The 21,473-nt window shown below is 58.9% G+C and carries 16 protein-coding genes; 4 read left to right on the forward strand and 12 right to left on the reverse strand.

From position 1 onward, the window contains the following. Window positions 1-96: 96 nt before the first annotated feature. The 4 genes from L1A08_RS20505 to L1A08_RS20520 all read left to right on the forward strand — a co-directional run bounded on the left by L1A08_RS20505 (window position 97) and on the right by L1A08_RS20520 (window position 9,152). Window positions 97-3,414 (forward strand): DUF1553 domain-containing protein, encoded by a 3,318-nt coding sequence (locus tag L1A08_RS20505; protein ID WP_238758408.1) that lies wholly within the window; start codon window positions 97-99, stop codon window positions 3,412-3,414. 26 nt (window positions 3,415-3,440) lie between these two features. Beyond that, window positions 3,441-4,889, forward strand: coding sequence for a DUF1501 domain-containing protein (locus L1A08_RS20510; protein ID WP_238758409.1), 1,449 nt, complete (start codon window positions 3,441-3,443; stop codon window positions 4,887-4,889). Between the two features lie 136 nt (window positions 4,890-5,025). Continuing rightward, entirely contained in the window at window positions 5,026-6,603 is a 1,578-nt protein-coding gene (locus L1A08_RS20515; protein ID WP_238758410.1) for a sulfatase family protein, read from the forward strand. 62 nt (window positions 6,604-6,665) lie between these two features. Continuing rightward, entirely contained in the window at window positions 6,666-9,152 is a 2,487-nt protein-coding gene (locus L1A08_RS20520) for a PVC-type heme-binding CxxCH protein (protein ID WP_238758411.1), read from the forward strand. Between the two features lie 83 nt (window positions 9,153-9,235). On the opposite strand, the gene L1A08_RS20525 is transcribed toward L1A08_RS20520, so the two are convergent. From L1A08_RS20525 to L1A08_RS20580, 12 genes are all read right to left on the reverse strand, one after another. Then, window positions 9,236-10,102: a glycosyltransferase family 2 protein gene (locus tag L1A08_RS20525; RefSeq protein WP_238758412.1), complete on the reverse strand. Its 867-nt coding sequence runs from the start codon at window positions 10,100-10,102 to the stop codon at window positions 9,236-9,238. Then, complete coding sequence (locus tag L1A08_RS20530) at window positions 10,099-11,226, reverse strand: glycosyl transferase family 28 protein (protein WP_238758413.1); 1,128 nt, start codon at window positions 11,224-11,226, stop codon at window positions 10,099-10,101. The genes L1A08_RS20525 and L1A08_RS20530 overlap by 4 nt, the downstream gene beginning before the upstream one ends. Continuing rightward, on the reverse strand, window positions 11,223-12,332 hold the full coding sequence (locus L1A08_RS20535) for a glycosyltransferase family 4 protein (RefSeq protein ID WP_238758414.1): 1,110 nt from the start codon (window positions 12,330-12,332) through the stop codon (window positions 11,223-11,225). Before L1A08_RS20535 ends, L1A08_RS20530 begins: the two co-directional genes overlap by 4 nt. Window positions 12,333-12,603: 271 nt before the next feature. Then, on the reverse strand, window positions 12,604-13,944 hold the full coding sequence (locus L1A08_RS20540; protein WP_238758415.1) for an MATE family efflux transporter: 1,341 nt from the start codon (window positions 13,942-13,944) through the stop codon (window positions 12,604-12,606). Window positions 13,945-14,400: 456 nt separating this feature from the next. Continuing rightward, complete coding sequence (locus L1A08_RS20545; protein WP_238758416.1) at window positions 14,401-15,513, reverse strand: type IV pilus twitching motility protein PilT; 1,113 nt, start codon at window positions 15,511-15,513, stop codon at window positions 14,401-14,403. Further along, complete coding sequence (locus L1A08_RS20550; RefSeq protein WP_238758417.1) at window positions 15,483-16,244, reverse strand: tetratricopeptide repeat protein; 762 nt, start codon at window positions 16,242-16,244, stop codon at window positions 15,483-15,485. The genes L1A08_RS20545 and L1A08_RS20550 overlap by 31 nt, the downstream gene beginning before the upstream one ends. A gap of 14 nt (window positions 16,245-16,258) precedes the next feature. Further along, window positions 16,259-17,242, reverse strand: coding sequence for a S26 family signal peptidase (locus tag L1A08_RS20555; RefSeq protein ID WP_238758418.1), 984 nt, complete (start codon window positions 17,240-17,242; stop codon window positions 16,259-16,261). A 42-nt stretch (window positions 17,243-17,284) separates the two neighbouring features. Next, window positions 17,285-17,494 carry a DUF2997 domain-containing protein gene (locus L1A08_RS20560; protein WP_238758419.1) on the reverse strand — a complete coding sequence of 70 codons (210 nt, stop codon included), beginning with the start codon at window positions 17,492-17,494 and terminating at the stop codon, window positions 17,285-17,287. Window positions 17,495-17,536: 42 nt separating this feature from the next. Beyond that, on the reverse strand, window positions 17,537-18,001 hold the full coding sequence (locus tag L1A08_RS20565; RefSeq protein ID WP_238758420.1) for a DUF1257 domain-containing protein: 465 nt from the start codon (window positions 17,999-18,001) through the stop codon (window positions 17,537-17,539). Between the two features lie 35 nt (window positions 18,002-18,036). Further along, complete coding sequence (locus L1A08_RS20570; RefSeq protein WP_238758421.1) at window positions 18,037-19,698, reverse strand: AAA family ATPase; 1,662 nt, start codon at window positions 19,696-19,698, stop codon at window positions 18,037-18,039. Further along, entirely contained in the window at window positions 19,695-19,922 is a 228-nt protein-coding gene (locus L1A08_RS20575; protein ID WP_238758422.1) for a hypothetical protein, read from the reverse strand. Before L1A08_RS20575 ends, L1A08_RS20570 begins: the two co-directional genes overlap by 4 nt. 16 nt (window positions 19,923-19,938) lie before the next feature. After that, entirely contained in the window at window positions 19,939-20,730 is a 792-nt protein-coding gene (locus tag L1A08_RS20580) for a radical SAM protein (RefSeq protein ID WP_238758423.1), read from the reverse strand. Between the last annotated feature and the right edge of the window lie 743 nt (window positions 20,731-21,473).

Consider the following 21,473-nt stretch of genomic DNA (forward strand, 5'->3'; position numbering starts at 1 on the left):
TGACGATGCCCCCGTGGTTGACGTCTTGCGGCTGATCGACTCTTTGGAGCGATCGACGACGACGTTAATCAGTCTCCAGCCCGACAAGGTTGCCCGATGAGACTCATCCGCATTCTCTGCACGACATTCGCACTCCTGGGAGTGTGCTGCCCGCAGACCGCTTATTCTGAGTCCGCAGATGTGGACTACCTCACTCAGGTCAAGACGTTGCTTCGCGAGCGATGTTTCGCCTGTCACGGAGCGCTGAAGCAGGAAGGTGGGCTTCGCCTCGATACCGCCGAGTTCATCAAACAGGGAGGTGATTCTGGCCCGGCGATCATTCCCGGCACACCGGCCACGGAGAGTCTGCTTATTGAACGCGTGGCCGAGCCAGACCCGGCTCTGCGGATGCCGCCGGAGTTTGAAGGAGAGCCGTTCTCTTCCGAGCAGATCGAGATCTTGCAGGACTGGATCACCACCGGAGCCGCCGCTCCCGCGGATGAAGAACCCGAGCAGGACCCGAGTCAGCACTGGGCCTTCCAGCCTGTTGAACGCCCTGTTGTCCCCGAAGTGAAGAACGCGGGCTGGGTTCGCAATCCGATCGATGCCTGGATCGCCGCCGGACAAGAAAGCCAGGGGCTGCAGCCTCAGGGCGAAGCCTCGCGAATTCAACTGCTGCGACGACTCTCGTTCGATTTGACCGGCCTGCCGCCAACTGCCGAAGAGATTGCCGAATGTCTGAACGATTCCTCGCCGGACTGGTACGAGAGAGCGGTTGAGCGTTTACTGGCCGATCCGCGTCACGGTGAACGCTGGGCTCGGCACTGGATGGATATCTGGCGGTACAGCGACTGGTGGGGCTTCAGGAATCAGCTTCGGAATAGCCAGCCGCACATGTGGCACTGGCGGGACTGGATTGTTGAGTCATTGAACCGCGATGCTCCGTACGACGAGATGCTCCGCCTCATGCTGGCGGCTGATGAACTCGCTCCCGGCGATCCCGACAAACTTCGGGCGACGGCCTTTCTGGCCCGCAACTATTACATCTTCAACCGCACCCGCTGGATGGACGAAACCGTCGAGCATGTTGGCAAGGGGCTGCTTGGCCTGACAACGAACTGCGCGAAGTGTCACGATCACAAGTTCGATCCGATTACGCATGTTGACTATTACAAGATGCGAGCCTTCTTCGAATCCTATCTGGTCCGAATGGACATGGTTCCCGGCGAGCCCAAGTTCGAGAACGACGGCATCCCCCGCGTCTTCGACGGGTTGCCGGAAGAGCCGACGTACTTGCACATCCGCGGCGATGAGGCTCAACCGGATGAGTCGGAAGTGATCAAACCGGGCGTGCCGGCATTGTTGGAGTTTGCGCCGCTTGAGGTCGAAGAGGTCGCGCTTCCCGAAGTCGCTGCCGAACCGGCCCGGCAGCCGTGGGTTCTGGAGAATCATATCGCTGCCGCCGAGCAGAAAGTTGCGGCCGCCCTCACTAAGCAGAAGGCTGCAGAAGCGCGACTGGAAAAGGTCGAGAACGAAGCCGCTCCTGACGGCGACGAGATGACTCCGGAAGAAACGCCGTCCTTCGCTCCGATTCATGAAACCTTCGCCACGCTCGATGAGACCCGCTGGAAGCTGGGACCGGGCGACTGGAGCCACAGTCCCGGACAGGTTCAGCAATCGCTCGACGGTCCACAACGGTCGATTCTTCAGCTGTTGCAGAACGCCCCGCGTGACTTCGAAGCGACCTTACGATTCACGATTCAGGGAGGCAGCCGATATCGAAGCGTTGGGATTGCCTTCGATGGCCCCTCGGCTGCCGATGGCCAAACCGTTGACCCCAAGTTCCTGGTCTACGCCAGTGCACACGCGCCCGGCCAGAAGGTTCAGGCGTCCTACGATGACAACGGGACATGGCGATACCCGGGCGACGGGAAGAAGGCGGTGGAACTGGAGTTGAATACGGGATACACCCTCCGGCTGCAGGTTCGCGGTCCGCTGATGAATGTCTTCCTTGATGAGGAACCAACGGTCATCTGGCAGTCTCCGGTTCCGAGGACGCCGGGAGCGATGCAGCTCATCACGTTTGATGCCCTGGCGACGATTCAGGAGTTTCATCTCACGGCCCTGCCGGCCGATGTGACGCTGAGAACACCAGGCTCGGCAGCCACGGGCGCAACCGATGAACTGGCCGAAGCACGACGCGACCTGAAACTGGCGACCGCCAATACTGAGGTCGCACAGGCCGAGTTGAGCAGCGTTCTCGCCCGAGCAGAAGCGATGAGAGCTTCGTGGGAGAAACCCGGTTCAGAACAGGCCCGACAACTGCGCATCGAAGCGATTCGCTCCGAACAGCGTATGGCGGTCAATAAGGCGAATGTCGAACTCCTCAACGCCGCCTTTGCACTGGAGCGAGCCACCAAAGATAAGCGGAAGGCCGCCGAAGAGAAGCACAGGAAAGCGGAGGAGGCTCTGGCCAAAGCGCAGAAAACGCTTGAGCAGGAGGTTGCCGAAGACGCGACGTTCACAAGATTGCCGGGAGCCAAATGGTCAGCGACCCGGTTTCAGTACACCGGCAAGGACGATCCTGAAATCGCCTTCCCGGAAACGAGCACGGGCCGTCGCACGGCTCTCGCAAAATGGGTCACTGATCGTCGCAATCCCCTCACTGCTCGGGTCGCCGTGAATCATCTCTGGACTCGGCACTTCGGGCAGCCACTGGTGGCGACGACCTTTGATTTCGGTCGCAACGGGGCGACTCCGACTCATCCCGAATTGCTCGACTGGCTTGCTTCCGAGCTCATGGACAATGGCTGGAGCATGAAGCATATCCATCGCCTGATCGTGACTTCGAGCACGTATCGCATGGCGTCGACAACGACCGGAGCGGAACAGAAGCTCGCGAAAGACCCGGATAACCAGTACTGGTGGAGACGCGTTCCGATTCGCCTCGAATCGCAGGCCGTTCGCGATTCCGTGCTCGCTCTCGCGGGAACGCTCGATGAAACCATGGGCGGGCCGAGCGTTGCTCCGAATGAACAGGACAAGTCGCGACGACGCAGCCTTTACTTCTATCATTCGAACAACGATCGAAACCTGTTGCTTACGACCTTCGATGAAGCATCGGTCACCGAGTGCTATCGCCGCGAACAGAGTGTGGTGCCACAGCAGGCACTGGCACTTTCGAACAGCGAACTGGTGCTCGAATCGTCCGGTGTGATCGCCGCTGCCCTGACGAAAACGCATGCGGACGAAGAAGAATTCATCCGACAGGCATTCCTGCAAGTGCTGGCAATCGATGCCACTGAGACTGAGATTGCCGCCTGTCAGTCTGCTATGTCTGCCTGGAGAGAGTTGCCTGATGCGACCGACGACTCGGCTCGGGCCAATCTGATCTGGACGCTGATCAATCACAACGATTTTGTCACGCTGCGCTAGAGACACTTCGCTGACGGAGACCGACCATGAACGACTATCAGCTGAACCATTGCCAGCGACGAACCTTTCTGGCCGACATGGGCATGGGGTTCACCGGCCTCGCTCTCGGCGCGATGCTGCAGAATGAATCGCGCGCTCACGAAGCCGCCTGGGCCCCGCCCACGGGTGATCCGCACTTTCAGCCCAAGGCGAAGAGCGTTATCTGGCTCTTCATGAACGGCGGCGTCAGTCAGATGGAGAGCTTCGACCCCAAGCCGATGCTCTCGAAGTACGGCGGAAAAACGATCGCCGAAACTCCCTTCGCCGATACACAGGATCCGGAGAAACTCGCACTGGCCCGCGTCTCCGCTCCTGATGCGAACGGCAACCAGCGAAACAAGCTTTATCCGCTGCAGATTGGTCACAAGAAACACGGCGAAAGCGGGATCGAGATCAGCGACTGGTTTCCGCATATCGCGAAGCAGGCCGACAAGCTGGCGGTTGTGCGGTCGATGTATACCACCGACAGCAACCACGGGGCACAGACCCAGTTTCATTCGGGCCGCCATCTCAACGACGGTGCGTTCCCCACGTTGGGCGCCTGGGTGCACTATGGGCTCGGGGCACTCAACGAGAATCTGCCGCAGTTCATTTCCATGGGCAAACGCGAGTACTGGAACAAGCGGGACGGGCACTATCTGGGGCCCGCTCACGATGCCGTGCCGATGCGAGTTGATCCGAAGAACCCCCTCGATTTCAGCAAGCCGGAAGTCGAGTTCTCGCGGTCCGCTCAGGAGATCGGCCAGGATCTCATTCAGCAGCTCAACAACCAGCGTCAGATCGAGTACCCCCGTGATCAGGCGATGGCGGCTCGGATTGCCTCCTACGAGCTGGCCTTCCGGATGCAGACATCGATTCCCAACATCGTCGACTTCTCGCAGGAGTCGGCGGCGACGCAGGAGAGGTACGGACTGAACCAGCCGCATTGCCGGGACTTTGGAATGCAACTGCTCGCTGCCCGCCGGCTTGTTGAGCAGGGCGTGCGCTTTATTCAGATCCAGCATGGCGGCGGCGGAGCAGGGGCGTGGGATGCTCACGGAAAGCTGAAAGCCAACCACACGAGGAACTCGCTCGCCGTCGATCAACCGATCGGGGCGTTGTTGCAGGATCTCGATCAGCGGGGCATGCTCGACGAAACACTTGTGGTCTTCGCATCGGAGTTCGGGCGGACACCCGGCTCGCAGGGAAGCGACGGTCGCGACCATCACATCTACGGCTTCTCCGTCTGGATGGCAGGGGGCGGGCTGAAACGCGGCGTCGTGCATGGAGCCACCGATGAGATCGGCTTCCACGCCATCGAGAATCGGCATTACGTCACCGACATCCACGCGACAATCCTCAAGCAGCTCGGCCTCGATTCCCGCAAACTCGAGATCCCCGGACGGAAACGACTCGAGATCGACCACGGTCATCCGATCGACGAAATCATTGCCTAATTGCAGCGGCGTTGAAGCGGCCAGAATGTTCGGGATCATCCCGGCTTCTGCAGTTCGGGTTGCATGACAGACTCGCGGCGATCCTCTAAAGTTCAGTCGTCTCAATTGAACGAACGCCGATGTGAGGAGAGCGAGTATGACTGTGATCCGAAGTCTGTTGTTGTGTGCCGTCTGTTGCAGTTCCGGGGCCTTCTCAACAACGATCCAGGCCGACGTCGTCCCCGTGCCCGAGACCGTGGCTTCAGAGAAGATCGAAGGTGCGAAGCCGCGGAACGTGGTCTTCATCCTTTCCGACGACCATCGCTACGACGCGATGAGTTTCATGGGACATCCGCTGGCGAAGACGCCGCACATGGATGCGATGGCCAGGAACGGCGCTCACCTGAAGAACGCCTTCGTGACGACGTCTCTCTGCTCGCCGAGCCGGGCTTCGATTCTGACCGGGCTGTATACGTTCCGGCATCGCGTCATCGACAATCAGCGTCCCGTTCCCGAAGGAACGCTGTTCTTTCCGCAGTATCTGCAGGACGCCGGCTATAAGACCGGGTTCATTGGCAAATGGCACATGGGACACGTCAGCGACGAGCCTCGTCCCGGCTTCGATTACTGGTTCAGCTTCAAAGGGCAGGGGAATTACTACCCGCCGAGCGAGAATTACACGCTCAACGATAATGGCAAGCGTGTCCCCCAGGACGGCTACATCACCACACTGCTGACCCGCAAAGCGGTCGAGTTTCTGGAGCAGCAGTCCGATTCCGAGCAGCCGTTCTTTCTGTACCTGTCGCACAAAGCCGTGCACGGACCGTTTACGCCGGAACCGAAGTACAAGGGAACGCTGAAGGATGTTCCGTTTGAGTTGCCGGAGTCGAGTGAGCCCGTCACCGACAATCTTCGCAACCGCCCCCGCTGGCTGCTCGATCAGCGAAACAGCTGGCACGGGATGGACTTCCCTCTCCACACCGACACTCCGGTAGAGGACTATTACAAGAGCTACTGCGAAGCCCTGCGTACCGTCGATGACAGCATCGGCTCGGTGATGGAACAGCTGAAGAAGATGGGCATCTACGATGACACGGTCGTCATCTACATGGGCGACAACGGCTACATGTTCGGTGAGTACGGACTGATTGATAAGCGTGTCGCTTACGAGACCTCCAGTCGAGTGCCGATGCTCATGCAGTGTCCCTCACTCATCAAGGGCGGCACGGTCGTCGATGAAGTCGTCGCCAATATCGACATCGCTCCGACCGTAATGGAAGCGATGGGGCTGAAGAAGCCGACTCACATGGATGGCCAGAGTTTCCTTCCGCTTGCTCAGGGCCAGTCGATTCCGTGGCGGGACTATTTTCTCTACGTCTACTACTGGGAGCAGAACTTCCCGCAGACGCCGACGCACTTCTCACTGCGAGGCGATCAGTACAAGTACACGACCTATTACGGCCTTTGGGATACCGATGAACTTTACGACATCCAGGCCGATCCCATGGAGCAGACGAATCTCATCCACGAGCCGTCTTATGAGAAGATCAAGAACCAGATGCAGAAACGTCTCTACGAGATGATGGACGAACTTGGCGGCATGCAGGTCCCACTCAATCCTCCGCGAGGACGTCAGCGGAACAAGCGTCTGCGTGATCGGAACGGCGTGGAGTCCGCCGACTTTCCGGAAGCCTTCATCGTCGATGAACCTTTACGTAAAGAACTGGTCGATTAGCCGTCTGTCTTTCAACTGCCGTTGACGTTCCACTTCGACTGAACTTTGTGTGGGAAGCTGCCATGATTCGTATCTCGCTGGTCGTTCTCTTGATGCTGGCCAGTCACGCAGGTCTGGCTCTGGCAGAGGAAGCTCGCCCCTGGGCGTCGAAGGAGAAGACTCGCTTCACTCCGACCGTGCATCATCCCAACATCAAGACCGTGACGTTGTTCGCGGAGAACCCGGACATCGTCACGCCGGTCGGGATCGCCGTCGCTCCGGATGGTCGCGTCTTCGTGCAGGAGAACCACACCCATAAGCGGACTTCGGACTACCAGGGCCCGGAGACCGATCGCATTCTCGTCTTCGAAGATAGCGACGGGGACGGCGTGGCCGACAAGAGATCGATCTTCTACGAAGGGCACACCTTCAGCACCGATCTGCTGTTCGGACCGGATGGGCATCTCTATGTGAGTACCCGCTGGTTTATCGGGCGGTTCCGGGATGCCGCGACGAAGTCGAAGGCGGACGGCGAGCCGGAGAAGCTCGTGGTTTGCGAAACGGAGGGCGACTATCCCCACAACGGCGTCGGCGGACTGGCGATCGATCCCGCTCATCCCGACTGGCTGGCGTTTGGTTTCGGAGAGAACCTGGGGGTCGACTATGCGTTTGTCGGCAGCGATGGCGTGCGTCTGTCCGGTGGCGGAGAAGGGGGCTCGACGTATCGCTGCCGAACCGATGGCACTCAACTGGAGCGACTGAGCACCGGCCACTGGAACGCCTTCGGAATGGCGTATGATCTGGCCGGCAATCTGTATTCAACCGACAACGATCCGAACGCCACGCCGCCGAACCGGTTGCTGCACATCATTCCCGGGGCCGACTTCGGCTACGAGTATCGCTATGGCCGCTCGGGCCAGCATCCGCTCGTCTGCTGGTTCGGTGAGAATCCCGGCACGCTGGGGATGTGCGGGGCTCTCGGCGAAGCCGCCTGTGGTGTGATCGCTCATGGACCAGAGAAACTGCTCACGGCATCGTGGACCGATAACCGTGTCGACCTCCATACGCTGAAACCGAACGGAGCGTCTTTTCAAGCAACACGCGAACCGTTCCTCACCGGCCCCGATGATTTTCGGCCGGTGCACTTTTCGTACTCAAACGACGGTCGCTATCTCTACTTCACCGACTGGGTGAAGATCTCGTACCCGGTTCACGGCCATGGCCGCATCTGGCGAATCGAGTTCAAAGAGCCGGTTCGTCTCGATCCAGAATTCCCTCGCGAGACGCCGGCTCGTCCATCTCCACAGCAGGCACTCAAGCTGTTGGGAAGCGATGACCCTTACGTTCGTACACAGGCGATGCATGTTCTCACCCGTCATCCGGACGTCTTGAGTGGTTTCGACTGGCAGAGCGTTGAATGCCCGTTAGTTCGATCTCACGCCGCCGTGACGTTGAAACGCATCGATCCCATCCAGAACGCGGCGGTTGTTCCCGACCTGCTGGCCGATGAGGCTTCCGCTGTCCGTTTCGTCGGAATCAAATGGATCGCCGATGCGGACCTCAAACAGTATCGATCAACCCTGGAACAACTTCTTGATCGGTCCGATCTGACCCGTCGCGACCTGCGGGCGATCATCGCCGCACTGGCGAGCATCGGGGGAGAAGCGGGGAGAGAGTTCTTCCCCGACGACCAGCTGGCGGAGATCGCCGTCGACGCGAGTCGATCTCCGAGGTTGCGGGGCCTGGCGCTGCAAAGTGTCAATTCGAGTTCAGGACGGCTCCAGGTCGGAACGCTGTACTCCTTGAGTCGGGAGCAGGACGAACTGCTACGGCGGGAAGCGATCCGACTTCTGGTGATTCATCCCGATCCGGGCCGGGCGAAGCGGCTCGCGGAAGTGGCCGCCGACGAGTCCCTCGATGACAGTCTCAGAGCCGACGCAATCGCCGGGCTCGCCCCGTTCGCCGAGCAGCATCAATCGATCCTCAATGAACTGGCGGCCAGTTCCAGTGAAGTGATCGCGTCCGAAGCGAGCCGGACCCTCTCCACGGCTGAGTCGCAGCAGCGAAAGCTCGAACCGAAACCCGAACTCAGCGATCTTCCCGCCTGGAAGAAGCTGGTTTGGGAAGCGGATGGCAGCCCGAATCCCGAAGTCGGTCGTCGCCTCTTCTTCCATGCCAAACTCGGAAACTGTTTCAGCTGCCATGCCATGAATGGTCGAGGCCACGACATCGGTCCGGACCTGTCGACGATCCGGAATCAGACCGGAGTCTCTTCCGACTGGCTGCTCAAACACATCGTCAACCCGAGCGCCGAGATGGCACCCTACTATCGGCCGCAACAACTCATCACCGTCGACGGCAAGGTCCGTATCGGCCTTATTGTCGGTCGGGAAGGGCAGAAGCAGGCCTATGTCGGCCCCGATGGCCAGATCTTCCTGCTCGACAAGAACGACATCGAAGAGCGACGTGAACTCACGACGTCAGTCATGCCCAACGGCCTGCTCGACCGCCTGAGTCCGGAGGAGATTCGCGATTTGCTGGCGTATCTTCTGGAGGGGGACGAAAACTGAAACCCGTTCGGGCCAAGTTGAGATTGAACGGGCCACCGAGATGCTGTTGCCAGAGACTTTCTGAACGTCATGCCAATTGGGGGTCAGAATCCTGCAGGGGTATTCACGGTCGCTTCGCGAATCTGACTCTCGGTCGGATCTTTGAGAATCGCCAGTTCATTGGAGTTGGCATTGAAGTCGATCAGGCCGAGTTCGTCGAACTGGCGAAGCCATTTTTCCATCGGCCAGAGTCCCCACTTCTGTCGGAAGCGTTCGGCGTTGATCAGGATTGAGCGGAAGTGGTTCAGGGGCGGTTTGCAAACGGCATGATGCTGGTGATAGGCCCGGGCCGCGGCGAAGCCGAAGGGAATGCCCTGTTCGCGAGCCATGAACGCGAAATCGGTATCTTCCGCTCCATAGCCGGCGTAGTTTTCGTCGAAACCACCGATCCGCGAGAACAGCTCAGCCGGGATCGCGAAGTTCAGGGACCAGAAGAGTTCGTAACGGTCCGAGGACAGACAGTCCGCTCCGTCGAGCTTCGGAAGCAGGGGATGTTCGATCGCTTTCCCGGCAAGGTCGTCGAAAGTCCAGTCCCGGGAAGCGGCGTCAGGAGGAAGATAGCCGATCGTCCCCATCCAGAGTTGTGGAGAGTCTGCAATCACGCGGCCGAACGTTTCCATGAGGCCGGGCGACGGGATGCAGTCGACATCGAGAAAAACGAGCAGCGGACTGGAGGCCAGTGAAGCGGCTCGGTTCCGGGCCTGTGCGAGTGGGATTTCGCCCTGTCCACTCGAGTTCACCCGTCCCAGGCGAATCGGAAAGTGAGCGGACTCAAGCTGGGGAGGATCTTCGTCCATTCCGACGATGACCCATTCCTTCGGCGACACGATCGATTGCTCCAGTCCCCGAAGTTGATTCTCGAGATGTGGACGCCGTCCTTTGACGATCGTCAACACGCTTGCGTCGATCATGCCATCACCCCGGACGCCGGTTGATCAATCTGTTGAAAGCGGTCTGCCGACCAGTCTGCAATCTCTTCGATCAACCGGGCAGCCTGCTCGGCTCCATTGCCGTTGAAAACCGCGTCCCATCGACTCAGATCAAGTTGCATCGCTTGCTCCAGAAGGGCCGGCCAGTGTTGCGGCTCGGGCCATTGCGTTTGGCCGATGGCGAGTTGCTCACGGTCGAGAACGGCCACTTTCCGTTCCTGTTCCCGGAAGGGACGGTCTTCCGGAATCGCAATCATCCGCACGCGGTCCCGGCCGGCTTCCATCACGCTGTTGTGTCCGGCTGCGGTCACCAGAACATCGCAGGCGTTAATGTAGACTTCGGGATTGCTGACCCAGCCGTGCCAGGTCACATTGTCGGGGGACGAATCGGCGTCGTGTTCCTCGATCCCTCCAATCACGTGCCATTGCCAGTCCTGGGTCGCCCGGGCGGCCTCCACAATCTGGGACGGCGTTCGTGCGTGCCCGCCGCGACCGGTCATGACGACGACGACTCGCTCCTCGTTCGACAGCTGAAGTTGATCCCTTGCTTCGACTCGGCTGACGGGTGCGACCGAACGGGCAAAGCCGCCGAGGTAAAGCGTCTTCTGCCGCACCCATTCAGGAGTGATGTCATCTTCCAGCATTTCCGGGAACGGCGCGAGCAGACGTTCTGCCGCGTGATAGGCGTTCTCATGAGCGTCGTCGTCGCGCTGGCCGTGTTGACGCATCACGATCTGTGGAATCGTTGCCATGCGGGTCAAAAGAGAGATCTCTACGGAAACATCGACCACGACCAGCGAAGGACGTTCCGTCGCCATCCATGCGGTGTAGTCGGCGATTCGCTGCCGGCAGTTCGGAGCCCAGAGAGGGACATAGTGCACGCCGGGAACATCCCCGCTTCGCGTCAGCCCTTCTTCGAGGAGATCCTCGTCATCGCAGGGGAGATCCAGAAACTGCGTGCCAGGAGGGACGCACCAGTCCCGCGGGTTCATTCGGCTGGAAATGACCCAGGCGGGATTACGAACGTGGGCGAGAATTGCTTCCGCTCGGCGTTGATGTCCGAAGCCGTGGTAGTGGGTGTAGTATCCGATCAGGGGGAACGTCAACGGGCCAGCTCCAGTGAAGTCTCAATGAGACGATTGTCAGAGGCAAAGGTACCGGACAGAAGTTGTCGGTAGTAGTCTTCGTAGCGGTCCATCATAGCTGTGAGCGAGAATCGCTTCTGAGCAATGTGGCGACATTGCGACGAGTCGATAAGGCGGCACAGACGAATCGCCCGGGCGAGAGAGCGAACGTCGTTCGGCCTGGCGAGTTGTCCTACGTCGGACGTGACCAGTTCGCTAATCGCACCGCGAGCGAAGGCCGCCACGGGCGTTCCGCATGCGAGCGCTTCGGCCACGACCAGTCCGAATGGTTCGTCCCAGCAGGGGGTGACAACACATACCTCGGCTGCCCCGATGATGCGACAGAGTTCTTCATGGCTGGCGTGACCCAGATAGCGATCGGCAGAACGCAGACGGGGCAGCACCATTTGTCGGAAGTAGTCGTCGTCGGCAATCGGTCCGGCCAGATCAATTGGAACGCCGGCTTCATGGGCGGCATCGATGGCCCAGTGCGTTCCCTTGTCGGCCAGAATTCGTCCGAACCAGACGGCTCGTCCGTTACGGGGACGGGCACACTGTTTCCAGAACGATGTGTCGACTCCGTTCGGAATCACCGCATGATCCCCAATCAGCGGCTCCCATTCTTTGCGATTGACTTCTGAGATATTCACGAAGCTCCCGCACTCCCGAGCCGGTTTGTCGAACAGTTGTTCCGCCAGTCGCGGGAGAACTGGCACGTGGATCGTGGTGACCATCGGGCAGGCGAGTTCGGAAGCGCGTCTGAGAGGCGTTGGATGAATTGAGTGGTTGTGAACCAGGTCGAAATCGCTGTTTCGCAGCCGATCGAAGAGCCGATCGTACGCGAGATCTTCTAGGTGTTCAACGCGATTATCGCGATCATCGTCCGACGAACGTTGGAGCAGCTTCGTCGCCGTCGGTGTAATCGGGGAGACATTCAGACCTCGATCGGAGTCTCCGCTCGCAAACAGGGTGACGTCATGTCCCCGTGCCTGCAGCTGTTCGACAAACTTGGCCGTGAAACTCTCGAGACCGCCCGCATACGGTTTCGAGATGGGATACTTGAGGTGCGCAACGAGACCGATCTTCACAATGTCACATCCTGAAACAAAAGAGGCAGGGAAGGCTCGGTAACGAGCCGCAGGGCGGGTTCGCGAGGCGACCACATTGAAGTGATTCAGCAAGGACTATACCAATCCATCAAGGTCGATGTGTTGGTCGGGGCACTCACGCTGTTCCGTTGCCGATGCGATGAAATCCCGGCAATCAGGCGCTCCCTGAGAGAAACGGCCAGAACCGGATCGAGTGCATGGGCGCGGTCGAATGCCGATCGACAAGAGGGCCGAGCCGTCGGATCAGCACTCAGGCTTGGAGGCTGCGGCGTTCTCGCCTGAGAAATCGCGCAAAGCCGAAGAGAAGGACGGCCGCCTGCAATGTCGGCCACCAGATCAGAACACCCCACCAGACGAGCAACGTCGGCTGCTCATACTGGGAATAGAGCGAAAACCCAACCGCGATCAGGGCGACGGCGATGACGGCTGCGATGAGCAGAATGACGGCTCGCCCCATTCCCTTCAGTCCGGCAGCGAGGATCTGAGACACGAAGTCGAACAGGGCGAAAATGGTGGTCAGCTTTAGTAAGTCGCTCGCCAGCGGCAGAACGGTCTGCTTTTCCGTTTCGGTCAGTTCGGATCCCATCAGTCCGGTGAACAGTTCCGGGGTGGCGAGAAACGGGATCACGTACGTCAGCGTATAGGCGGTTCCGATCAGCATTCCGACCGCGGTCGAGCGGACCGAGCGGAGAAGCCCTTCGGCTGCAAAGCGTTGCGCGGACACAACGGTCACGGCTGAAGCCAGGCCGATCACAGGGGTGCAGAAGAGCTGATACAGGCTCAATGCAGCCGACGTCGCCGCCAGTTCCACGGCTCCAATTCGCCCGATCGAAATCAGCGTATAGCTGAAGAGAGCCGATTTGATGACCTGTTGCACCCCCAGCGTCGATCCGGGCACCACAATCGACAGCATCGTGCCGAAACGCCAGCGAATCGGAAAGCCGGTAAACCGACCGTTGCGCGCTTCCCGGCTCAGCAGGCATCCATAGAGTGCGACTTTGAACCACATCGCCAGGGAGGTCGCAATCGCCGCTCCCGAAACGCCCAGCCCGCCGAAGATGAGCCACCAGTCGAGTGGAATGTTCAGGATGGCGCTGGCGATATTGATTGCCAGGACCCGTCCGGTCAGTCCTCGACCGACGAAATAGGCCGAAAGCCCCGCTTCCAGCATCGCTCCGGGGGCCACCGTCAGCAGCCAGCGGAAATACTGAATCTCCATTGTTCGCAGGGCCGGATCGTGGTCTGGTCCGAAAATCGATGCGGCGGAGTACGCCACCAGCCCGAAGTACGGGAGTGAGATCACAGTGATCCATACCGACTGCCAGACGAGATTACTGGTCTGATGCCGGTCGTTTCGCCCGATTGCCTGGGCGATTAACGGCGTCACGAAGCCGAGTGTCGAAACCGGGATACATGCGAAGGCCCAATACGCGTTCCCGGCAGCAATCGCAGCTCCGGCGGAGATCGGCTCGTACCAGAGCAGAAATGTCCGATCGACGAACATCGTGAGCGCAAAACAACCAAGCGACGCGATCAGCGGCAACGCGATTCGCAGGATCAGCCGAATCTCGCCGAGCCATCCGGATCCCACCGAACGTTCTAATCTTTGATCTGGCAAGGCTTTCGGGACCAACGATGACCGTTTCCACAAAGAGTTTCGATTTCCCATCCCAGCTCGTCAGGGAGCCTGGAAATGGCATCAGATCTGCAGCACAGACGACGCTGGCTGACCCATCAAAACTTTGATTGTGTGACGGATTCAGAATGATGCAATTGGGATCGAAAACATTTCGGACGCTATTCGGCGATTTGAGCGATCTGGTTCGCCCGGAGCGACACATCGCGAACCGCGCCCGGCGTCCGCTCACGAGCGACCTCCCTGCCTGGTCGAGCTTCAACGATCAGGGAATGGACATGATTGTCAGCGATCTCGGCAGCATGCCAGTGAACCCACTTCCGACTCGACCGGCGCAAAGCTTGAGTCGATCGAAGCCTCGCTGAACAGTAAGAGCTGCTCGGTCCCATTTCTGCGGGACACCGGAGCGGATCACGTCTCCTTGGCTTTGTGCTTGATCGTGTTGGGTTCGCGAGCGTTGGAGATGGCGGTGTCGTAGGTGATCTCGCCGGTGAGGTAGTAGTCGAGCAGGCACTGGTCCATTGTCTGCATGTGATGCTTGCGGCCCGTCTGCATTTCGCTGTAGAGCAGGTGCGGGTGCATTTCGCGAATCTGGTTGCGGACTGCTGGAGTGGCGACACAGACTTCGCAGGCGAGGATTCGCCCCTCGCCATTGGCGCGAGGCAACAGCTTCTGAGCGACGATGGCCTGCAGGCTGTTGGCGAGCTGCTGGACGATGGCGTTCTGTTGGGACGGCGGGAAAACGCTGAAGACGCGTTGAATTGTCTGGACGGAATCGGGCGTGTGCAGCGTCGCCAGTACGAGGTGCCCGGTCTCGGCGGCGACCAGCGCGGTTTCGATCGTTTCCAGGTCGCGCATCTCACCGATGACGATAACATCCGGGTCCTGCCTGAGCACGTGCGTGAGGCCCGCGCGAAAGGAAGTCACGTCCGTCATCACTTCCTGCTGCACAACGATACTGGATCGGTTTTCGTGGACGAACTCGACCGGGTCTTCGATCGTGACAATCTTTGCGCGACGATTGTGGTTAATCGAATTGATCATGTAGCTGAGCGTGGTCGTCTTACCGACGCCGGTCGGCCCGGTCACGAGGATCAGTCCGTTCGGGCGGCGGGTCAACTCTTCGATGACCGGCGGTAGTCCCAGCTGTTCGCGGGTGCGGAAGGTCTCTTCGCAGATGCGGATCGAGAATTCCGGAACGCCGCTGTGCTGATAAACGCTGGCGCGAAAGCGGCCGATCTTCGGCCAGAACATCGAGAAGCAGAGCTGCCAGGTGCGAGTGTAGGTTTCGCGTTGCAGAGGATTGGCCAGTGTCTCGAGCAGATCGTGGAGTTGCTGCGGTTCGACGGGCGGAGCCTGAATCGGCGTAATATCGCCGTTGATTCGCAGAACCGGCGGGATTCCACGGATCAGATGAACGTCGCTGGCCCCATGCTTTCGTGCAAGTTTGAGGATGCGATCGAAGTAAGCCCGACTTTGCTCAGACGAGGGAGCTAACTCCACAGCCGGCGGAGACGATTCCATAATTTACCTTCACCTCGGTCAAGTTCGCGCAGCCGACTGAGGCTGTCGCTGTGTTGGGGATTCAACTCCAGAGTCGTCTGGAAGCTTTCACGAGCCTTGCCCGTCATCCCCAGTCGTTGTTCGGCCAGTCCTTTGAGATACCACGCGTAAGGCGCATCGGGACCGTTCTCGATGGCAATCCGCAAGCTCATCAGCGCCCGACTTGTCTGCGAGTAATGCAGCAGAATCAACCCGATTTCCGCCGACGTGAGCCAGTCGGGATCCGCCAGACGCGCTTTGTCGAAGCAGTCGCTGGCCAGATTGCTTCGGCGAGCCGTCAGAATCTCTCCCCGCACGGTCCAGCGATAAGCCGACTCTCCGGTCATTGCCAACGCTTTATCGATCGCGCCCATGGCGTCCGCTCTCTTGTTCTGACGCGACAGCGAGTGCGCATGCGAAGCGACGAGATCCCCGCTTCCCGGGAAGAGTTCAATCGCCTTTTTGCTCCAGAGTTCGGCTTCCGGATACTCCTCCAGAAAGATCAGCATCTGCACCTGCCCGCACCAGGCGGTGACAAGTGATTTGTCGGCCTCCAGACAACGGGAGTAGAGCCTGAGCGCGGACTCATACAGTCCGGCTCGCCGGGCATCATCGGCCTGGCGGGCCCAGTCGCTTTTCAAATTTCCCTGAAGTGTGAGCTCGTTTTGTGCGGACTCTTCGTCAGGGAGTTCCAGTCGTTTGAATCGGGACATAGATTGTGTTTCAGTCAGTCAATTCGACCCATCCGATAGAACGGAGCGATGCGATAGCGGATCACGGAATTCACGTTCGAGCGGGGGATTTGTGCAATGCCGGCTACAGCCGAACGCTCCTGATTGTTCAGGACCGTTTCCGAGCTCGGGAAGACCAGCACCTGATTGGGCGAGATCGTTGTTTCCATATCAGGCAGACGGAACGCTTTGTTGAGAGGCTGATACCGGCTCGGCTCTCCGTTGATCAGAAGTTCGCCCGCGTCCACCTTAACCTTGTCGCCCGGCAGGGCGATGACCCGATCGACGTGTGGACCATCGATTCGGTAGATTCGGCCGGGTTGTGAAATGTCCAGCCGATTGGGGATGAACACGACTGTATCGCCTCGGTTGAGTGGAGTATCCGCAGTCACTTCTGTGGTGAGAAATGTTTCCCCTTCACGAAACGGAGGGATATCCATCGCCAGAACGATCGGATTGGTCCAATAGTAAACGACGTGGGTGAGAGGCAGGTAGACGCCAATTCCGATCAGGAAAATACAGAGCAACGACGAGACGACCCGTTCTCGCGGATCGGCTTCGCGACTCCGGAACAGACTGGCGATGGAAGTGGCATGAACCGCAATCGCCATTCCGAAGAAGAGCCCCGTGGTCGGAGTTCCGAGGGTGAGAAATGAGATCAGGAGCAGCAGAAAGTAACTGAAGAGATAAGCCAGCCCCCACGTTGTCCAGCCGCAGTACAAATGAGGCCAGCCTGGAATCGGCATTCGGAGCAGGATTCCCAATTCCGTCACATGGATGGGAACCTGCGAACCGACGTCGATGCGATCATTGAACCAGTCGCGGATCGGCCGAAAGGTTTCGCCGGCTCCTGAAAGGTTGGGCAGAAAGCTGCGGGCCCATTTCTGTCGCTTTGAAGCGCGCGGGGGGAGCACATCGATCGCAACCTGTCCGCCGGCCAGCATCGAGCCGCAGCGTCCACATTGCGTCTGACCGGGCATGTTCTCAAATTGACAGGACGGACACTGCATGGCGGACGCCGCTTATTGATACTTCTGATGAATCCCCAGATGCTGGCTCTGGGACTGGTCCTGTTCGTAGTACTCGCTGGTCAACTCCCGTTGTTCCTCTTTTCCGACGATCAGGGCGAGCATCTCCGCGGCATCGAGGCAACGGGCCCCTTTGATGCCGATCGTGCGAATCGTCACTTTGCCGTCTTTTGAAATCTGGATCTCAAGCTCTTCGTTGGCCACCTTATTGTTCTCCCCGTCGAGACATGCGACGAATCGCGATCGTTACCAGTTCTTCACGCGGATGTGCACGGTCTGGTCGGTATCGACTTCCTCCGACACGATCGTCATGTTCTTGTTCTTCATTTCGGTCATCACACGGTGATACACATATTGCTGCGTGACGCGGCCCATCAGTTCCTCGCCGATCTGGTGAAGTTCGGCTTTTGTGTAGCCTTCCCCTTCCATGCAGAGCGTGAGGGAGCCGCGGGCGTCCCGCTTGAATCGGGCCGTGACGCCGTCTCGAACCACGGTCATCTCTTCACCGAGTTCGGTTCCGGCAGACAGGATCTCGCTGTCGTCGAGTTCGATCTCAGTCCTGGTCGCGTTCTTTGAACTGACACGCACGTCGACTCCCGCGGCTGCTTCGGCCAGGGTGAATCCCATGCTGCCGACAGCGCCGGCGACTGCGGCGGAGATCACCGGCCAGTTGGCGATGATGATTGGCGTGACAACCATGACAGTGCTCATTGGAACGTCCTTAACAGGCAGAAGTAACGGAGCGACTATTCCATCTCGAGTTTGCGGCGCGGCTCGGCGGCTTGCTGGGCATCAGGTCGACTGGCCGGTCGGGCTCGTCCGCTCGCCCAGCTTCTCAGTCGCAGCAGATCCTCTTTCATGGTCCGCGAAAGGGGCACGGTTCCTTCAATGGTCGCGAGCAGAGTTTGCGTTGTGAGTTCGTTCTTCTCACTAAACGCGTCAAACAGCGCCGAGATCACCGCTTCTTCGATTTCTGCCCCGCTGAATCCTTCACTCGCTGAGCCGAGCGCCGACAGATCGAACGACTTCGGATCGCGTCGGCGTTTGAGCAGATGAATCCGGAAGATGTCTTCGCGCTCGGCTCGGTTGGGAAGATCGACAAAGAAGATCTCGTCGAGTCGGCCTTTGCGAAGCAGTTCGGGCGGCAGATGGCTGATATCGTTGGCCGTGGCGATGACGAAGACCGGCGAGGTCTTCTCGGAAAGCCAGGTGAGCAGCGTGCCGAAGACTCGAGAGGACGTGCCCCCATCGCTCGCACCCCCGGATCCTGCACTGGAGAGGGCCTTGTCGATTTCATCAACCCAGAGAATGACTGGAGACACACTTTCGGCGGTCTGGATCGCCTGGCGAATGTTTTCTTCACTGGAGCCGACGAGACTGCTGAACATGCGGCCGAGATCGAAGCGGAGCAGAGGCAGCCGCCACATCGCCGAGACCGCCTTGGCGCTCAAACTCTTTCCACAGCCCTGAACTCCGAGCAACAGGACACCGCGGGGAGCGGACAGGCCAAAGCGAGCCGCCTTCTCAGTGAAGGCAATCGACCGCTTCCTGAACCAGTCTTTCAGATTCTCGAGCCCGGCTACATGGGCCATTTTCTCGTCGGTTTCGTAGTACTCGAGCAAGCCGCTCTTGCGGATGATTTGCTGCTTCTCGCTATAGACGATATCGATATCATCCGCGGTCAGGCTGCCGTCCATGACGATCGTCTTGGCGAAGACATTCTCGGCTTCGCGGAGTGTCAGGCCCCGGGCCGCATGCAGCAGGCGTTCGCGATCCGGTTGCGAGATCTCGATCTGAATCTGACTCGTCTCGCGGACATCGTCGATGATGCGATTGAGCAGGGCATCGAAGTCCTTCGGCTTTGGCAGATCGAAGTTGACGACCGTCAGTTCCTTCTGCAGACCGGGGGCGATCTGCAGGATTGGCGAGAGCAGGATGATCGTCTTGTAGGTGTCGCGGAGTCGATTGCCTGCATCGCGCAACCGGCGATGAATCGAGATGTTACAGCGATCGTTCGATGTGAACGGGTGGAAGTCTTTGAAGAGATAGATGGAAGGATCCATCTGATCGATCACGGCATCGAGGGCGGCGACTGGATCGGCGGTGCGAGACGATTGCTTCGACCGCTGGATCTCCTGTTCGGCTGAGACGATGCCTTCGGTGATTGTCCAGGTGAAGAGTTTCTTATTCCGTTTGTTGGCGATCTCTTCCAGCACGCTCTGGACCCGATCTTCCTCCCAGCTCGTGACGTAGATGATCGGATAACGGGCGCGGATCAATACCTCAAGCTCTTCGGCTGGAGAGAGTCGCCCGGGTTGACTCCGTCGCTTTCTCTCGACCGCGGCCGGTTTCGCCGGTCTCTGACCGTTGTGTTGTTCCGTCGCAGCTGTTTCTTGCGGTGAGCTCATATTTCACGTACGGGAACGCCGGCTTCTGAAGAGTCGGTCGTTGAGAGAGGAGGATTGGCACTCGACTGGCTGGCATCGTGCGGCTCGTCGGGAGAAACGAGCCCTGAAGATTTCAGGACTTCCAGAACTTCCCGCGACGTGCCAAAAACAAGAATTCGACCATCGGGAGTGATGTGCAATTCCGAGATCGCCGTCTCATCATCAGCCTTGAGATGCTTTTTCATTATAAACAATCTTTGATCAGTGTACCAAAGCTAAACCGGCGGAGAGAAGGTGATTCTTCGCCCGCGTGAACTCCGAACGTGTCACGAGGCGGTTGAGCGTTGCATCCCGTTGAGCACGCCACTTCGGGAGATAACCCGAAAGGAGATTGATGCGGGCTTCCGGAAGGTTCTCGCTCAGCCAGCGCGTAATCGGTTCGACGCAGCATTCAAAATGCCCCGGGAGCAGTAGATGGCGAATAATCAGATCCGTCGACTGCGAAGCGAGCAGCAGATTCCGGGTAACAATCTCGAAGTAGTTCGGCACCGAGGCAATCTGTTCGGCGCAGCTGTTGTTGCCGAACTTGAAGTCAGCGACAAACCACGAAACCCAGGGACGGAGAAGGGTAATCGTCTCCGGCGTCATGTAGAAATCAGACTTCCAGACAACGGGCGGCAACCGGTCGACGTTCTGCATGCAGTCGATGATTCCCGGGGCATGAATGGTGGGCTCGCCGCCGACCCATTGCAGTGTTCTGGCCCCCTGTTCGATGCCCCACTGGACGGCCTCGTTTAAGAATGAGGGAGTGAGCACTGTTCCCCGCGACGGATCGAAGGCGTTCTCTTCGGCAATGCAGAAGGCACAGCGGAGGTCGCACCCTGATGTGTAGAAGAGGTGGCACGGAAGCAGCTCAGGTTCTTCGCCGTATTCGATGCGATGCCGAAATACCCGCACGTTGGCATCCGCTCTGCACGTTCCTCGTTCGCCGGCCTGACGATTGACCAGACAGCGATGTTCACAGAGCGCGCAGGATTGGTAGAGATCCAACATGATGGTTCACAGGCGAAGGCCGAATGTCTTCAGAAGGGAAACCCATCCAAGCGTAACGATCTGTTCCGGGGAATGATATCAGAATTTGAGTCGTTTCCGGTTTCCCAGGCGGTTTGACCCCATTCCGGAGTGTGCCTGCTTCTGATGCTTAAATATCCGTGTTGATCTTTGACCGGCCGGTTGAGTCAACGCGAGTGCGATTCGGATCGGCCTGCCCCTGAAAGTGTGATCCAAAGCAGTGTCGCTTCGGCGATGGACGACTACGCGTATCTACGTTCAGGTAACGGCTGGTAGCCATGCAACATGTGGCCCGACCGCATCTTCAAGGCGAATCCAGACGACAGGCCTTCCGGCGATGAGGTCGACCACTACGACTTGCGAACACCGCTCTTTTTTCGGAGAGCGGTGTGATCGCGATACCGCTGTCGATCACGAGTTCGCGAATGGAGCTGGCAGGCGCTCACGTGTTGCCAACCGAATTGAGGTTCGATGATGCCGAACTTGCCGGATGCGACGAATTCGCGATCGACCGGGGATGCGGTTTCGAACGCGACGAACGAAAGGAGGGATTGGAGTGATCCGTTGCATTGCGGCAGTGCGTCGTGAGCGGAATCGAACTGGTTATGCAGCTCGATGATTAATGATGGTTTCCGTACGGACGACGTGCCGATTCTCTAATTGACTCAGCTGTACCTGCGGATAGGATGACCAGCGCCTCCTGCGAGTGGGGAGAACGCCCGAGA

The sequence above is a fragment of the Rubinisphaera margarita genome (genome assembly GCF_022267515.1).
GTDB classification, from domain to species: Bacteria; Planctomycetota; Planctomycetia; order Planctomycetales; family Planctomycetaceae; genus Rubinisphaera; species Rubinisphaera margarita.

Bases quoted from the DNA above. Each gene is read 5' to 3' on its own strand.
- L1A08_RS20545 (WP_238758416.1), bottom strand. From the start codon at position 15,513: ATGGAATCGTCTCCGCCGGCTGTGGAGTTAGCTCCCTCGTCTGAGCAA.
- L1A08_RS20550 (WP_238758417.1), bottom strand. From the start codon at position 16,244: ATGTCCCGATTCAAACGACTGGAACTCCCTGACGAAGAGTCCGCACAA.
- L1A08_RS20565 (WP_238758420.1), bottom strand. From the start codon at position 18,001: ATGAGCACTGTCATGGTTGTCACGCCAATCATCATCGCCAACTGGCCG.
- L1A08_RS20520 (WP_238758411.1), top strand. From the start codon at position 6,666: ATGATTCGTATCTCGCTGGTCGTTCTCTTGATGCTGGCCAGTCACGCA.
- L1A08_RS20510 (WP_238758409.1), top strand. From the start codon at position 3,441: ATGAACGACTATCAGCTGAACCATTGCCAGCGACGAACCTTTCTGGCC.
- L1A08_RS20570 (WP_238758421.1), bottom strand. From the start codon at position 19,698: ATGAGCTCACCGCAAGAAACAGCTGCGACGGAACAACACAACGGTCAG.
- L1A08_RS20580 (WP_238758423.1), bottom strand. From the start codon at position 20,730: ATGTTGGATCTCTACCAATCCTGCGCGCTCTGTGAACATCGCTGTCTG.
- L1A08_RS20505 (WP_238758408.1), top strand. From the start codon at position 97: ATGAGACTCATCCGCATTCTCTGCACGACATTCGCACTCCTGGGAGTG.
- L1A08_RS20515 (WP_238758410.1), top strand. From the start codon at position 5,026: ATGACTGTGATCCGAAGTCTGTTGTTGTGTGCCGTCTGTTGCAGTTCC.
- L1A08_RS20575 (WP_238758422.1), bottom strand. From the start codon at position 19,922: ATGAAAAAGCATCTCAAGGCTGATGATGAGACGGCGATCTCGGAATTG.
- L1A08_RS20555 (WP_238758418.1), bottom strand. From the start codon at position 17,242: ATGCCCGGTCAGACGCAATGTGGACGCTGCGGCTCGATGCTGGCCGGC.
- L1A08_RS20525 (WP_238758412.1), bottom strand. From the start codon at position 10,102: ATGATCGACGCAAGCGTGTTGACGATCGTCAAAGGACGGCGTCCACAT.